This window comes from Paraburkholderia sp. (assembly GCF_034668105.1).
GTDB lineage: Bacteria > Pseudomonadota > Gammaproteobacteria > Burkholderiales > Burkholderiaceae > Paraburkholderia.
On record NZ_JAXDPY010000119.1, the window covers coordinates 1 to 14,240 of the forward strand.

Consider the following 14,240-nt stretch of genomic DNA (forward strand, 5'->3'; position numbering starts at 1 on the left):
TTGCAGTTGTTGCGCCATGCGTTCCATGCGCTGGGGATTGCCGCCCTGGGGCGCGGCCGTTTGAGCGAACGCGACGGTGGATGCGCAGCACAGCAGCACAACGGCGATCAACTTCTTCATGACTGACTCCTTCGATTGAGTCATCGTGCGTCGCCTGCAAAACCGCCGCGATCCGTTCAATGACAGACCGAATTCTTGATGAAGTGCCGCCGGAAGGCAATTTCAGAATCATGTCGCGATATGTCGTGACTTCTGGTGGCGTCGGCTTGGCCAATCCGCGTCCTTTCGTACCGGTATCCGCGAGATTTATTACCGCTCCACGCAACGCGAGATGGGCTCGTTTTTTTGGAGTCCACGAGATATCTCGGGAATTAAAACAGGTGAAAAACCGGTCTCCTCCACAGGCCACCCGATGTGCAATGGCGCCACACGTCGGACAAATGAATGATATGTGAAAGCAATGCGTTAGATTAACATCGCGAGGGGCCGGTACGGCGCTTGCTGGTTCTGCATCACCGTGAGACGCGTCCGTTAGTCAGACAGATCTGTCCAACTGGCGGCATCCCGCTTGCACCGTTTCATTGCCGATCCACTCTTCTTTCTGGACTGTCAGATGAGCTACCAAGATATAGATAAAGAAATTGCCCATCTCGAGCTCGTATTTGGGCAAATTTCGGTCAACGATCGGATTCCGCTATCGTATTGGCGCAATCGTCTGCACAAACTGCCGAAAACAGCACTGATGCCGACGCAACGGGCGCGCCTTGCCCGGCTCGAAGCCGCATTGCGCTCGCTCGAACAGTCCGCGCAAAAAAAAGTGCCGTCCAGGGCGCCGATGCGTCCGACCGGCACCGGCTCATGACTCAAGCCGGGATGGGAACGTGATCCGCTCAATCATTCGCTCAGCCGATCAGAATCCGCGCGGCAAGCGCTAGCGTGAGGGCCGGCAGCATCACCACCGCCCCCACTTTCAGAAACTTCATGAAGCTCACGTCTTCCCCTTCGCGGCGAATCGCGTTGAGCCAAAGGATCGTTGCGAGCGAGCCGGTTATCGACAGATTCGGCCCGAGGTCGACGCCGATCAGCAGCGCATCGATCACCCGCTCAGGGCTATGCGCCTGCAACACGGTCGAGCTGGCAATCAGACCGGCCGGCAAATTGTTCATCAGATTGCTGCCGATCGCGATAATGGCGCCGGCCCAACCAGCCGTGGCGAGTTCATTGCGCTGCGTCGCGCCTTGCACCAGATCGACGAGCGTCTTGACTACGCCGGTGTGATCGAGCATTTCAACCAGCACGAACAACGCGGCGACGAGCGGCAACACGCTCCACGATATTTCCCGAATCATCGGCAGCGGCGATTTGCGCTCCTGGATCAGCACGACCGTGGCGGTCAGCGCGCCGAGTATCGCGGTGGGCAGACCCAACGGAATATCGAAGGCGGACACGGTGAGCAACACAGCGGCCGTCACCGCAATGCCAGCGAGCGCGACGCGCCCGCTCGACGATAACTCGAGCGGCTCGAGATCGGACTCGCAGGTGCCGGCGAGCGCTTCGCGCTGGGTCCAGCGCAACAGCACATAGGTCGCGACGATCGACAGCAGCGAAGGCAGCGTGAAACGCATCAGCCAGGCGCCGAGCGCGGGCGTGTGATTGCCGTACAACACGATGTTGGCCGGATTCGAGATCGGCAGCACGAAGCTCGCGGCATTCGCGATGAACGCGCAGACGAACAGCAAGGGCAGCGGATGCGTCTTCGCTTTTTTGGCGGCCGCGAAGACGGCCGGTGTCAGCACGACCGCGGTGGCGTCATTGGACAGGAAGGCGGTGATGACCACGCCAACCAGATAGACCAGCAAAAACAGCTTTCTCGGCGAGCCTTTGGCGTGATTGACCGCGAATACGGCGACCCAGTCGAACAGGCCTTCGCGGCGCCCCACTTCCGAGAGCACCATCATCCCGAACAGAAACAGATAGACGTCCGTACCTTTGCCGACTGCCTCGAATGCCAGATCAAGCGGAAGCAGGCCCAGCGACACGAGTAGCAGCGCGCCCGCCACCGCCCACACGGCCTCGGGCCATTTGAACGGGCGGGCAATGACGCCGGCCGTGGCGGCGATGGCGATACCCCAGGAGAGGAAGACGGAATTCACCAAGTAAGTCCTGGATTCTGATTGCGCGCGAACGCGGGAGTGGCCGTAGCATAACCGATGACCGGCATGCCGCAGGCGATCGGGACGCAAGTCGTGTGCCGCGCCATACCGCGTTGCCTGCTTTGCCCTGCTCCGCTAGCCCACCCGGTTGATGGGTTGAGCCGGCAAATTAAACACAGCCCATCGGCACGCCAATTCGGGCCGCGCGCGTATTTATTCCATTCCCATTAGCGTCACGGCTAGAACAATCTGTTCATTTATCCCCGGCTAGTCAGTTTGCATTGGTCTCCCTACTATCCGCATCTACTCGCGACATACCGCACGCGGCAAGCACCACGACCAGTGAGCATAAATCAATGAGACCCCGTCCTTCAGACATCGAGCATTACAGCGGCCCCGCGATCGCCCTGCATTGGCTCATCGCATTGCTGATCGTCTGCGGGTTCTATATCGGCTGGATCATGACGGATATCCCGGGCTTCACGCCCACCAAGCTGAAGTACTTCTCGTGGCACAAATGGATCGGGGTGACCGTCTTTGTGCTGGCCGTGGCGCGCGTGCTGTGGCGCGCCACTCACCGCGCGCCGGCGCTCGATAGCGCGACCCCCGCCTGGCAGAAAGCGGCGGCCCATCTCGTGCATGGCGTGCTCTACATCCTGATGCTGGCGATTCCGCTGTCGGGTTACTTCTATAGCTCGGCCGCCGGCATTCAGGTGGTGTACCTCGGCATCGTGCCGCTGCCGACCATCATCGGCCCGGACCAGGCGCTCAAGGCAAGCCTGCGCACGGTCCACATCCTGCTCAATTACACGCTGCTGACGCTGGTTGCGATGCATGTCCTTGCCGCGCTCAAGCATCAATTCGTCGACCGCGACGGATTACTCGCGCGGATGATTCCATTCCTCAAATAACACACGCGTATTACACGATTGGCTACGGCTTGTTGGCAATCAAATTCCCAAACGGTGTGCAATCCACACGCGTGGGTTCGATAGGATGCATACCACTATGAAATCAAACTTTTACCACTCCATTCTTGCCGGCGTTGCCGCCTTCTCCCTGTTCAGCGCAAGTCTGGCGCACGCCGATGTCGATACGGGCAAAAGCAGCGTGATTGCCACGACGAAGCAGATGAACGTGCCCGTTGACGGCAAGTTCAAGAAGTTCTCCGCGCAGCTGAATTTCGATTCAGCCAAGCCGACGGCCGGCAGCGCCAACGTGTCGATCGACACCGGCAGCTACGACCTCGGCGCGGACGACTACAACAAACAGGCCCAAGGCAAGGAATGGTTCGATAGCGCAACCTATCCGGCCGCGACCTTCGTCTCGAGCGCGATCGCGCCGGCCGGTGGCAATCAGTACAAGATCACCGGCAAGCTCACCATCAAAGGCAAATCGCAGACTGTCGTGGTGCCGGTCACCATCGCCAGCCAGGGCAATACGCAAACCTTCGACGGCGCATTGCCGATCAAACGCTCGCAGTTCGATGTCGGGACGGGCGAATGGAAAGACACGTCGGTGGTCGCCGACGAGGTCGTCATCAAATTTCACATCGTCGCTTCGAAGCAATAACTGGACACACCGAAGCGTCACAACACTTTCTGACACCTGGAGAAGAACTTGAAGAAACAACTTTTGCTCGCCGCCGGTGCGCTGGCCGCCGCCATGTCGTTCAACGCAATGGCCGCCGACACATATCAACTCGACCCGACGCACACCTATCCGAGCTTCGAAACCGACCACTTCGGCGGCGTGTCGATCTGGCGCGGCAAGTTCAAGAAGAGCAGCGGCACGGTGGTGCTGGACCGCGCCGCCAAGACCGGCACGGTGGACGTGACGATCGATATGAGCTCGGTGGATATCGGCAACGACAAGCTCGACGCGGAACTGGTCACGGACAAGTTCTTCGACGCCGCCAAGTACCCCGCCGCGACGTACAAGGGCACGCAGATCCGCTTCGACGGCGACAAGCCCGTGGAAGTGATCGGCACGCTGACCATGCATGGCATCACCAGGCCGGTCAATCTGAAGATCGAATCGTTCAAGTGCTTCATGAACCCGATGCTCAAGCGCGAAGTGTGCGGCACCGAATCGACCGCGACGTTCAATCGCGACGATTTCGGCGTCGACTTCGGCAAGACCTATGGCTTCAAGATGCAGACCACGCTGCATATCCAGGCCGAAGGCATCAAGCAGTAATAGCGCGCTGCCGCGCAGCTTGCGTGGAGCGTTCGCCTGAAGCATGCCCACGTCGGTACCAAGCCTTTAGCCCAGCGGGTTAAAGGCTTTTTTATTGCTGGTACGAGGTTTAGCGCGTGGTCGAGACGCAAACCGGACTCGCCCCAGCGGAGCAAGGTAAGATTACGGTTTGACGTCCGGCGTGCCGCGCACCCATTGCGTGCCGGCGAGCGCCACGCAAGCCATCAGACAGAGCGACGGCCGCGGGCATCGACTGTGATGCCCGCGGCCTGCGACGTCACCCGTTTCCGCCATCCATGAGTTCTGCAAGCCGCCGCATCGCGCATCTGGACATGGACGCGTTCTACGCGTCCGTCGAACTGTTGCGCTATCCCGAACTGCGCGGCAAGGCGGTGGTGATCGGTGGCGGCCGCAATGGCGTGCCGCAAACGCTTGAAGACGGCAGCCGCCGTTTTGCGAAGCTGCGCGATTACGCGGGCCGCGGCGTGGTGACCACGTCCACCTACGAAGCCCGCGCGCTTGGCGTGTTCTCCGCGATGGGCATGATGAAAGCGGCCATGCTCGCGCCCGACGCGATTCTGCTGCCCACCGATTTCGAGTCGTATCGCCACTACTCGCGCCTGTTCAAAGCGGCGGTCGCCACGTTCACGGACCGGATCGAAGACCGGGGCATCGACGAAATCTATATCGACCTCACCGACCTGGCCGGAGAGCCGGCCGAGATCGCCGCGCGCATCAAGGAGGCCGTCAATCAGGCAACCGGCCTCACCTGCTCCATTTGCGTGGCGCCGAACAAGCTGCTGGCGAAGATCGGTTCCGAACTCGACAAACCCGACGGCCTCACGATCCTGACGCCGGCGGACGTGCCGTTGCGCGTGTGGCCGTTGCCGGTGCGCAAGGTCAACGGGATCGGCCCGAAGGCCGCGGAAAAGCTCACCGCGCTCGGCCTCGTCACCGTGGGCGATCTGGCGGCCGCGGATGCGGGGCTGTTGCAGGATCACTTCGGGCGCAGTTACTCGGCGTGGCTCATGCAAGTCGCGCAAGGCTACGACGAGCGGCCGGTGGTGGTCGAATCGGAGCCCAAGTCGATGAGCCGCGAGACGACCTTCGAGCGCGATCTGCATCCGCGTCACGATCGGCCGGCCCTGTCGAGTTCGTTTACCGGCTTATGCGTGCGAGTCGCGGAAGATCTGGTTCGCAAGGGCTATGTGGGCCGCACGGTGGGCATCAAGCTGCGCTACGACGACTTTCGCACGGTCACGCGCGACCTGACGCTGGACGAGCCGACCGCCGATGCCACCGAAATACGGCGCGCGGCAACCGAATGTCTCAGACGGGTGGAATTGAACCGCAAGCTGCGGCTCCTCGGCGTGCGCGTCAGCGCGTTGACGCCGGCCAACGCGCAGCCGGTGAAGCAGCGCCGACCGGTTCAGGCTGATTTGCCCTTTGCCAGCGACGAATAATCGCCTGCCTCCGCCGTCACGCCGGCGCTCGAACGCGCCGCCGCCACGCTGTCGCCTTCCGTGCGCAACGCGGTGACAGAAAACGCAAACGTGTTGATGCCGTGCGCGCTTTGCGCCGACACCGTGCCGCGATGCATCTCCGCAATCGCCTTCACGATCGCGAGACCGAGACCATGGTTTTCGCGGCTATTGGTGCGCGACACTTCCGCGCGATAGAACCGGTCGAACAGATGTTCGAGCACCGCGGGTTCGATCTGCTTGCCGGGATTGGCCACCGCGACTCGCAACTGATCCGCGTCATGCGTGATCGTCACGGTAATTTCCGCGCCTGGTTCGCAGTGCTGGATCGCGTTCATCAACAGATTCGCGCAGGCGCGGCCGAACAGCGAGCGGTTCACACGCGCCATTCCATCGCCGTGCAACTGCGCGCTCACCCGCGCTTCCTCCAGCGGAATCTCCAGAAACTCAAGCGTGTGCGCGACTTCCGCAGCCAGTGACAATTCGATCAGTCCCGTCGCGCGCTCGCCCTGATCGGCGCGGGCGAGGAACAGCATGTCGTTGATGATCGCGCGCATGCGCTCGAACTCTTCGAGATTCGACTGCAGCGTGTGACGCAAGTCGTCGACTGAACGGTTGCGCGTCAGCGCCACCTCGGTCTGCCCGATCAGAATCGTCACCGGTGTACGGAGTTCATGCGCCACGTCCGCGTTGAACGACTCGAGGCGCCAGTAGGCGCCGTCCAGACGTTCGAGCGCACCATTGAACGAGTTGGCCAGATCGTTCAATTCGAGCGGCAGCGACGCGGTATTCAGACGTTGCGAGCGGTTATTCGGACTCACGGCGGAGGCATCTCTCGTCAGGCGCGTCAACGGTGCGAGGCCGAGCCGCGTGACCGAGTAACTGAGCAGCAGCACCGCGAGACTGCCCAGCGCCGACAGTGCCGCGAGCGCCGAGCCGAACACGCGCATCGTGCGCACGTTCGGCGAATAGCTCGCGGCCACCTGCAACTGCACGGGCGGGCGGTTGGCGTACGCCGGTATCGTCACGGTGGAGGTGAGCATGTCCTCAGCGCCGCCCGGCGGCGTCACGCGCGCGTAGCCATCTGCCCAGCTCTTCACCACCGTACCTTCGACGGGATTGCCATAGTGGAAATACGGATCGGTGCTCGATATCGAATACAGGGTGCTGCCGTCGTGCGGCGTCATGTCGGTGAGCTTTTCGCGCGCCATGCGCCACTTTTCCGGCGTCACCGCGTGATAGACGATGATGCGCGCGATCTGGGTGCGATCGTCGAGCGATTCGCGCAGGTGGTGTTCCAGCTGGCTACGCAACACCAGAAACAGCCCGGTGCCGACCAGCGTGAACACGAACAGCGCCACCAGCGCGAACATCGACGCAAGACGGCGCGCGATCGAGCGGTTCATGTTTGCTCTGCCTCTTCGCGCACTTCGAGCACGTAGCCCATGCCGCGTACGGTGTGCAGCAGCTTCGAGGAAAACGGGCCGTCGAGCTTGGCGCGCAGTCGTTTGATGGCGGTTTCCACGACATTCGTATGGCTGTCGAAATTGACGTCCCACACGAGTTCGGTAATCGCGGTCTTCGAAAGAATGTCGCCTTGCCGGCGCGCCAGCACACTCAGCAACTGGAATTCCTTTGCGGTCAGATCGAGGCGTACGCCGTCGCGGGTCGCACGCCGGCCGATCAGATCGACGAACAGATCGCCGACGGAAATCAGCGTGGATTCCTGCGATCGCGTGCGGCGTGCCAGTGCGTGCAGCCGCTCGACCAGTTCGAGAAACGAAAATGGCTTGGTGAGGTAGTCGTCGGCGCCTTCGCGCAGACCGCGCACCCGGTCGTTCACGTGATCGCGCGCGGTCAGCATGATGACCGGGGTGGACTTGCGCATGCGCAGCGCCTTGAGCACGCTAAAGCCGTCGCGTTTGGGCAGCATGACGTCGAGGACGATGACGTCGTAATCGAATTCGGTGGCCAGATGCATGCCTTCCTCCCCGTCGAGCGCGACGTCGACGACCCAACCCTGCTCCGTCAAACCGGAGCGCAGGTAATCCACCACCTTATGTTCGTCTTCAACGATCAGCAATTTCATACACGTCCTCAAGTATCTGCATTATACGAAGCGCCTCGTTTTTCCGTTCGCTCGCTGCCCGTGTCGTTGTCCGGCGGCTCACTTCGCGGGAGTCATCGCCTCCTTCGTGTCCGCGGTGTTCGCTGCGTTCGCCATGTCCGCTGAGTCAGCCGGGTTCGCCGTGCCCGTGGTATTGCCGCGCGGCAGCGCGCCCGACATGTCCGTGCCGGCATCCCAGCCGCCGCCCAGCGCCTTCACCAGTGACACCGACAGCGTCATCTGCTGGCCGTGGATCTGCACGTCCTGACGCTCGCTGGTAAGCAGCGACTGTTGCGCGGTGATCACGTCGAGATACGCGACGAGGCCGCCCGAATAGCGGTCGTTGGCGAGCGACAGCAAATGCTGCGCGTCGGTCACCGCCTCGTGCGACTGCTTCGACGCGCCGTCGAGCACGGACAGACCGGTGATGCCGTCCTGCACCTGCTGGAACGCGTTGAGCACGGTTTGCCGGTAGTTCGCCTCGGTGACCTTGTAGCCTTCGCTGGCGAACTGGACGTTCGCCGCGCGACGCCCGCCGTCGAACAGCACCTGGCCGGCGGCCGCGCCGAGCGTCCACATCAGCGTGGGCGCGCTCAGCAGACTGGCGAACTGAGTGGCTTCCCAGCCGATGCCCGGAGCGAGCGTCAGACTCGGAAAGAAGGCCGCCTTGGCCACGCCGATCTGCGCGTTCGCCGCGGCCATTGCGCGCTCCGCCGAGGCGATATCCGGGCGGCGTTGCAGGACGTCGCTCGGCAGCCCAAGCGGAATCGACGGCACCTGCGCGGCGAGTACTTTGGGTTCGATCGCGAATTGCGGCGCTGGCACGCCCACCAGCGCGGCAATCGCATGTTCGAACTGCGCGCGCTGATTGAGCAGCAGTTGCGCCTGCACGCGGGTCGCATCGAGCAGCGACTTCTGCTGCAACACGTCGAGCCCCGAGACCGAACCGAGATCGTGCTCGGTCGTCACGTAATCGAGCGCCTTTTGCTGCAGTATCACCGATTGATTCAGCACATCGATCTCGGCGTCGAGCTCGCGCAGCGAGAAATAGTCGGTGGCGAGATCGGTGGTGAGGACGAGCCGCGCGTTGGCGAGGTCGTCGGCCGATTGTTGCGCGGAGGCCGCGGCACCTTCCACTTCGCGGCGTATCCGGCCGAATAGATCGGTATCGTAGTTGATCGTCGGGCCGAGTTGCAGATTGTTCTGCACCGTCGACATCGTCGGCGTGGCGTAATTCGTCAGCGGGCGATCACTCGAGATCCTGAAGCGCGATGCGGCCGCGGTTGCATCGATTTCGGGAATCTGCTGGGCGCGCGTATTCGCGAGCGTGGCCTTGGCCTGCTCATAGTGCGCACTGGCCGCGGCCAGCGTCTGATTCTGCGCGAGCGCCTGCGTTTCCAGCGTGCCGAGCGTCGGATCGTTGAACGTGCTCCACCAGTCCGGCGAGATCGGCGCATGCGACGGAGCCGCGACGCGCCAGTACGAATCGGTTTGCCAGTTGGGCGGCACCTCGGCTTGCGGCCGCCGATAGTCCGGGCCGACGGTGCACCCGGCCAGCAAGGCCGCGCTCGTCGCGGCCGCCAGTGCCCCCGCCAGCGTCCCCGTCAGTGCCCCCTGCGCCATGCGTATCGTGGGTGTCCGGCCAGCGCCCGCCTGCTTCGCGATCACGACGCCCCCTTGCCGTTTTTCGGCGGTTGCGTGATCTGCACGTGATCGCCATCCGCGATCGAATCGCTCGGGTTGATGATGACCTTGTCGCTCGCCTCGAGGCCGCTTTCGATCTCGAGCGACTGACCGAGGTCCTGCGCGATCACGATCTTGTGCAACACCACGTTGCCGTTCGCATCGACCACCGCGATCCGCGGACCCTCCGCGCGAAACAGCAGCGCATTGCCCGGCACCATCAAGCGTGCATGAGCAACCGCCGGCACCGCCACCTGCACGTACGCGCCGGGCCGCAACTTGTCGTCAGGATTCGGCAAGGTCACTTCGACCTGCAGCGAACGGGTCGGCACGTCGATCGCGCCGGACATGTGCGTGATCGTGCCGTGGAACTGCTGGCCCGGCAATTCGGCCTGCGTGACCACCACCTTCTGTCCGACCGAAACGTTTTGCGCATATGCCTGCGGCAGTTGCACATAGACCCGCAACGGATCCGCTTGCGCCAGTGCGAACAACGCGCGGCTCGTGCCGCTGCCGGCATCGATCAGGTCGCCCACGTCGACGTTGCGCTGCGTGACCACCCCAGCGAACGGCGCGACGATGCGCTTGAACGATTCGAGCTGCTGAAGGCGTTTCACGTTGGCATCAGCGGCGGCGAGGTTGGCGACGTCCTGGGCGTAGGTGCTCTGCCGTTCATCGAGTTCCTGCTGCGAAACCGCATCGCGTTGACGCAGTTGCTGCCAGCGTTCCAGCGAGCTCTTGGCGAGACCGAGACTCGAACTGGTTTGCTGACGCTGCGCCAACGCCTGGGCGAGTTCCTGATCGATTTCCGGCGTGTCCAGATCGGCGAGCAGTTGCCCCTGCTTCACGCGCGCGCCGATATCGGCGTACCAGTGCAGCAGATAGCCGGTGGAGCGCGCGTAGATCGGCGATTCGACATTGCCGCGCAACGTGCCCGGCAACAGGGTGTTGCCGCCACCGTCCGTTTGCGTCGGATTCACTACGTTGACGTACTGCGTGGCGTTCTGCTTCGTCGTATCGGCGACCGAACGGTTTTGCAGGATATCCGCGATCACCGTACGCAACGCACCCACAGCGAGCAACGCCAACACGATCCAGATGGCGATTTTGGCGCGCTTCCATTCGCGATGGCGCGGCGGCAACGCGTGGCCACCTTCGGTCTCTCGCGCGGGAATCGCCAGCGATGCATGAGTTTTTTCGGTCATCTCAGTCAGCCATCTCAGTGGGCCAATGCAGCCAGCCGTCATTTACATTGAACGTCACGCGGGCTTGCCTGCGCCGCCGTGCTCCGGCGCGGGGCCGTCATTGCCGTGGCCACCACCGTCGCCATCGCTGCCGTGGTTGCCCGTCGTGTCCGTGTCGTCATCGTCGTGATGGCGCCGCGCCAGGCGCGTATGAATGCCCGCGAACACCAGCGGCACGAAAAATAGCGTGGACACCGTGGCGAACAGCAGACCGCCGATCACCGCGCGGCCGAGCGGCGCGTTCTGCTCGGCGCCCTCGCCCAGCCCGAGCGCCATCGGAATCATGCCGATGATCATCGCGAACGCGGTCATCAGTACCGGCCTGATCCGGCTGGCACCGGCTTCGAGCGCGGCCGTCAACGGCGGTGCGCCGGCGGAGAGCCGCTGGCGCGCGAACGACACCATCAAAATACTGTTGGCGGTCGCGACACCCATCGTCATGATCGCGCCGGTCAAGGCCGGCACGCTCAAATGCGTGCCGGTCAGAAACAGCATCCACGCGATGCCCGCCAACGCCGCCGGCAACGCACTGACGATGATCAGCGGATCGACCCACGACTGGAAATTCACCACGATCAGCAAGTACACGAGCACGATCGCCACCGCCACGCCCAGACCGAGACCGAAGAACGAAGTGCGCATGGTCTCCACCTGGCCGCGCACGGTGATCTGACTACCGCGCGGCAGTGAAGCCCGCACGTTGTTCACCAGCTTGTCGACCTGATTCGCCACGCTGCCCAGATCGCGCTTCTCGACGCTCACGTACAGGTCGATCACTGGCCGGATGTTGTAGTGGGTGACTTCCGCGAACTGAGTCTGCGGCGTGAGCCGCACCAGGTTGCCGAGCAGTTGCGTCGGTCCGTTGGCCGAGCCCGACACCGGCGTGCGCAACAATTCATCGATCGACGTTATCTGATACTGCGGCGTTTGCACCGCGACGCTGTATTCGACGCCGTTCCTGTTGTTAAACCAGAAACCCGGCGAGGTCTGAGAACTGCCCGACAAGGAAATGAGCACGTTTTGCGCCACGTTGCTCGCGCTCAGATTGAGTTGCTGCAGGCGGGTGCGATCCATCTGAAGATTGATCGCGGGTTCATCCAGCTTTTGCTGGATGTGGGTGTCGACGGTGCCCGGAACCATCCGCACCTGTTTCAGCAGTTTGCGCGCAATGTCGAAATTACCCTGCTGATCCGCGCCGGAAATTTGCACATCCACCGCGGCGGGCAGGCCGAAGTTGAGAATCTGCGTAACGATATCGGCAGGCTGAAAGAAGAATTCGACACCCGGAAAGCGCTGCGGCAGGATCGCGCGCAGCTTGTCCATGTAGAGCTGCGTCGGCTTGTGGTTCTCGTTCAAGGCCAGCTGGATTTCGCCGTCGAGCGTGCCGATCGTGCCCGAGTTGCTGTACGAGAGATTGATACCGCTATACGGCAAGCCGAGGTTATCGAGGATCGTGCCGAGTTCGTCGGCCGGTATGACCTCGCGAATCACCTTCTCGACTTGGTCGGCAAGCCGCGCCGTTTCTTCGATACGCGTGCCGGTCGGCGCCCGCATGTGCAGACGAATATCGCCCGCGTCGACGCTCGGAAAGAAGTCCTCGCCGAGCACGAAAACCAGTCCCATCGAGAGGACGCAGAACCCGAGAAACAGACTGCCGAAACGGCCCCGGCGCACCAGCACGCTGCTCAGAATCATGATGTACGCGGCACGCATGCGCTCGAAACCGGCGTCGAAACGATGATAGAGCCGCATGAACAGATTCGGCCTGGCACCGGCCTTCGGCTTGTGCGCGTGGCCCATCAGCAGCATCGCCATAGTCGGCACCAGCGTGCGCGACAGAATGTACGAGGCGATCATCGCGAACACCACCGCTTCGGCGAGCGGCACGAACAGGTACCGCGCGACGCCCGTCAGGAAGAACATCGGCACGAACACGATACAGATACACAGCGTCGAGACCAGCGCGGGAATCGCGATTTCACCGGCACCGTCGAGAATCGCATCGTGCAGATTCGTGCCCATATGCAGATGCCGTTCGATGTTCTCGATCGTCACCGTCGCATCGTCGACCAGAATCCCGACCGCCAGCGCAAGGCCGCCGAGCGTCATGATGTTGATGGTTTGCCCGAGCGCGTGCAGCGCGATCAGCGAGGACAGAATCGACAGCGGAATCGAGATCGCGATGATGCAGGTGCTGCGCCAATTGCCGAGGAACAGCAGAATCATTGCGGCGGTGAGGACGGCGGCGACCAGGGCTTCACGCACCACGCCCTGCACCGCCGCTTTCACGAACACCGACTGATCGAACAACGCGGTAATGTGCAGGTCCGGCGGCAACGCGGCGCGCGCGCCCGGCAGCAAGTCCTTCAGCCTGTCCACGATCGCCAGCGTCGAGGCATTGCCGTTCTTCAGCACCGACATCAGCACGCCGCGCCGGCCGTCCTGCCGCACGATATTGGTCTGCGGCGAGAAGCCGTCGCGCACATGGGCAACCTCGCGCAGATATGTCGTCGCGCCGTTGAGCGTACGCACCGGGATGTCGTTGAGCCCGTCCAGCGTGGGAGGCGAGCCGTTCATGTTGATCGTGTATTCCTTCGGCCCGATCTTGGCCGTGCCGGTCGGCAAAATCAGGTTTTGCGCATTGAACGCATTGACCACGTCCGACGGCGTCAGCCCTTTTGCGAGCAATGCGCGCGTGTCGAGATCGACCGAGATCAAACGCGCTTTGCCGCCATACGGATACGGCACGGCTGCACCCGGAATCGTCACGAGTTGCGGACGCAGGAAGTTCAGCGCGGTGTCGTTGAGCGCCTGCTCCGACAGTTTCGGACTCGACAAACCGAGCTGGATCACCGGAATGCTGGAGGCCGAGTAGCTGATCACCAAAGGCGGTGTCGCGCCTGGTGGTGCCTGTTTGAGCTGCGCCTGTTCGACGGCCACCACCTGCGCGATCGCGGTCTGGATGTTCGCGTCCGGCTGCAGGAACACCTTGAGAATCGAGATGCCGGCAAGCGACTGCGATTCGACGTGCTCGATGTTGTTGACCGTGGTGGTCAGGCCGCGCTCGTTGCCCGACGCGATACGGTTGGCCATGTCTTCGGCCGACAAGCCCGTGTAACTCCAGATGATACTGACCACAGGAATATTGATTTCCGGCAACACGTCGACCGGCGTGGTGAGCAGCACGAATGGCGTCGCCAGCAAAATCAGAATGGCCATCACGATGAACGTGTATGGCCGCTTAAGCGCTACGTTGACGATCCACATGAAACGCGCCCGAGAAAATGCCGAAAGGAATTGAATCGCCGTGACTGGACGGTCGCGCGGTTTCAGCATTCGAAATGCCAAAGCCGGCAGACATGCGCACATGTCT

11 protein-coding genes and 1 pseudogene are annotated in these 14,240 nt (G+C 62.4%); 5 read left to right on the plus strand and 7 right to left on the minus strand.

What is annotated here, in order from left to right; translation table 11 throughout:
• Positions 1-120, minus strand: a pseudogene (locus tag QOC89_RS05700) (EF-hand domain-containing protein); the annotation flags it as partial.
• A 493-nt stretch (positions 121-613) separates the two neighbouring features.
• On the opposite strand from QOC89_RS05700, the gene QOC89_RS05705 reads away from it, so the two are divergent.
• A complete protein-coding gene (locus QOC89_RS05705) occupies positions 614-862 on the plus strand; it encodes a hypothetical protein (protein ID WP_323044147.1) in 249 nt (82 codons plus the stop codon).
• A 40-nt stretch (positions 863-902) separates the two neighbouring features.
• Here the strand turns inward: QOC89_RS05705 and QOC89_RS05710 are convergent, their stop codons facing one another.
• On the minus strand, positions 903-2,153 hold the full coding sequence (locus tag QOC89_RS05710; RefSeq protein ID WP_323044138.1) for an arsenic transporter: 1,251 nt from the start codon (positions 2,151-2,153) through the stop codon (positions 903-905).
• Between the two features lie 356 nt (positions 2,154-2,509).
• Here QOC89_RS05710 and QOC89_RS05715 point away from each other — a divergent pair, with 356 nt between their 5' ends.
• From QOC89_RS05715 to dinB, 4 genes are all read left to right on the plus strand, one after another.
• Positions 2,510-3,064, plus strand: a complete 555-nt coding sequence (locus tag QOC89_RS05715; protein WP_323044139.1) for a cytochrome b — start codon at positions 2,510-2,512, stop codon at positions 3,062-3,064.
• Positions 3,065-3,161: 97 nt separating this feature from the next.
• Complete coding sequence (locus QOC89_RS05720; RefSeq protein ID WP_323044140.1) at positions 3,162-3,725, plus strand: YceI family protein; 564 nt, start codon at positions 3,162-3,164, stop codon at positions 3,723-3,725.
• A gap of 48 nt (positions 3,726-3,773) precedes the next feature.
• Positions 3,774-4,352, plus strand: a complete 579-nt coding sequence (locus tag QOC89_RS05725; RefSeq protein WP_323044141.1) for a YceI family protein — start codon at positions 3,774-3,776, stop codon at positions 4,350-4,352.
• Between the two features lie 296 nt (positions 4,353-4,648).
• Positions 4,649-5,815 (plus strand): DNA polymerase IV, encoded by a 1,167-nt coding sequence (gene dinB / locus QOC89_RS05730; RefSeq protein ID WP_323044142.1) that lies wholly within the window; start codon positions 4,649-4,651, stop codon positions 5,813-5,815.
• On the opposite strand, the gene QOC89_RS05735 is transcribed toward dinB, so the two are convergent.
• From QOC89_RS05735 to QOC89_RS05755, 5 genes are all read right to left on the minus strand, one after another.
• A complete protein-coding gene (locus QOC89_RS05735; RefSeq protein WP_323044143.1) occupies positions 5,782-7,239 on the minus strand; it encodes a heavy metal sensor histidine kinase in 1,458 nt (485 codons plus the stop codon). The two genes, dinB and QOC89_RS05735, sit on opposite strands and share 34 nt — an antisense overlap.
• On the minus strand, positions 7,236-7,922 hold the full coding sequence (locus QOC89_RS05740; RefSeq protein WP_153141202.1) for a heavy metal response regulator transcription factor: 687 nt from the start codon (positions 7,920-7,922) through the stop codon (positions 7,236-7,238). The genes QOC89_RS05735 and QOC89_RS05740 overlap by 4 nt, the downstream gene beginning before the upstream one ends.
• A gap of 78 nt (positions 7,923-8,000) precedes the next feature.
• Positions 8,001-9,563, minus strand: coding sequence for an efflux transporter outer membrane subunit (locus QOC89_RS05745; protein WP_323044144.1), 1,563 nt, complete (start codon positions 9,561-9,563; stop codon positions 8,001-8,003).
• Between the two features lie 41 nt (positions 9,564-9,604).
• The gene (locus QOC89_RS05750) at positions 9,605-10,828 is read right to left on the minus strand and encodes an efflux RND transporter periplasmic adaptor subunit (RefSeq protein WP_323044145.1); all 1,224 of its coding nucleotides are present in this window, start codon (positions 10,826-10,828) and stop codon (positions 9,605-9,607) included.
• A 54-nt stretch (positions 10,829-10,882) separates the two neighbouring features.
• Complete coding sequence (locus QOC89_RS05755; RefSeq protein ID WP_323044146.1) at positions 10,883-14,134, minus strand: efflux RND transporter permease subunit; 3,252 nt, start codon at positions 14,132-14,134, stop codon at positions 10,883-10,885.
• Positions 14,135-14,240 lie beyond the last annotated feature (106 nt).

Bases quoted from the DNA above. Each gene is read 5' to 3' on its own strand.
- QOC89_RS05735 (WP_323044143.1), bottom strand. From the start codon at position 7,239: ATGAACCGCTCGATCGCGCGCCGTCTTGCGTCGATGTTCGCGCTGGTG.
- QOC89_RS05745 (WP_323044144.1), bottom strand. From the start codon at position 9,563: ATGGCGCAGGGGGCACTGACGGGGACGCTGGCGGGGGCACTGGCGGCC.
- QOC89_RS05755 (WP_323044146.1), bottom strand. From the start codon at position 14,134: ATGTGGATCGTCAACGTAGCGCTTAAGCGGCCATACACGTTCATCGTG.
- dinB (WP_323044142.1), top strand. From the start codon at position 4,649: ATGAGTTCTGCAAGCCGCCGCATCGCGCATCTGGACATGGACGCGTTC.
- QOC89_RS05720 (WP_323044140.1), top strand. From the start codon at position 3,162: ATGAAATCAAACTTTTACCACTCCATTCTTGCCGGCGTTGCCGCCTTC.
- QOC89_RS05705 (WP_323044147.1), top strand. From the start codon at position 614: ATGAGCTACCAAGATATAGATAAAGAAATTGCCCATCTCGAGCTCGTA.
- QOC89_RS05740 (WP_153141202.1), bottom strand. From the start codon at position 7,922: ATGAAATTGCTGATCGTTGAAGACGAACATAAGGTGGTGGATTACCTG.
- QOC89_RS05715 (WP_323044139.1), top strand. From the start codon at position 2,510: ATGAGACCCCGTCCTTCAGACATCGAGCATTACAGCGGCCCCGCGATC.
- QOC89_RS05750 (WP_323044145.1), bottom strand. From the start codon at position 10,828: ATGACCGAAAAAACTCATGCATCGCTGGCGATTCCCGCGCGAGAGACC.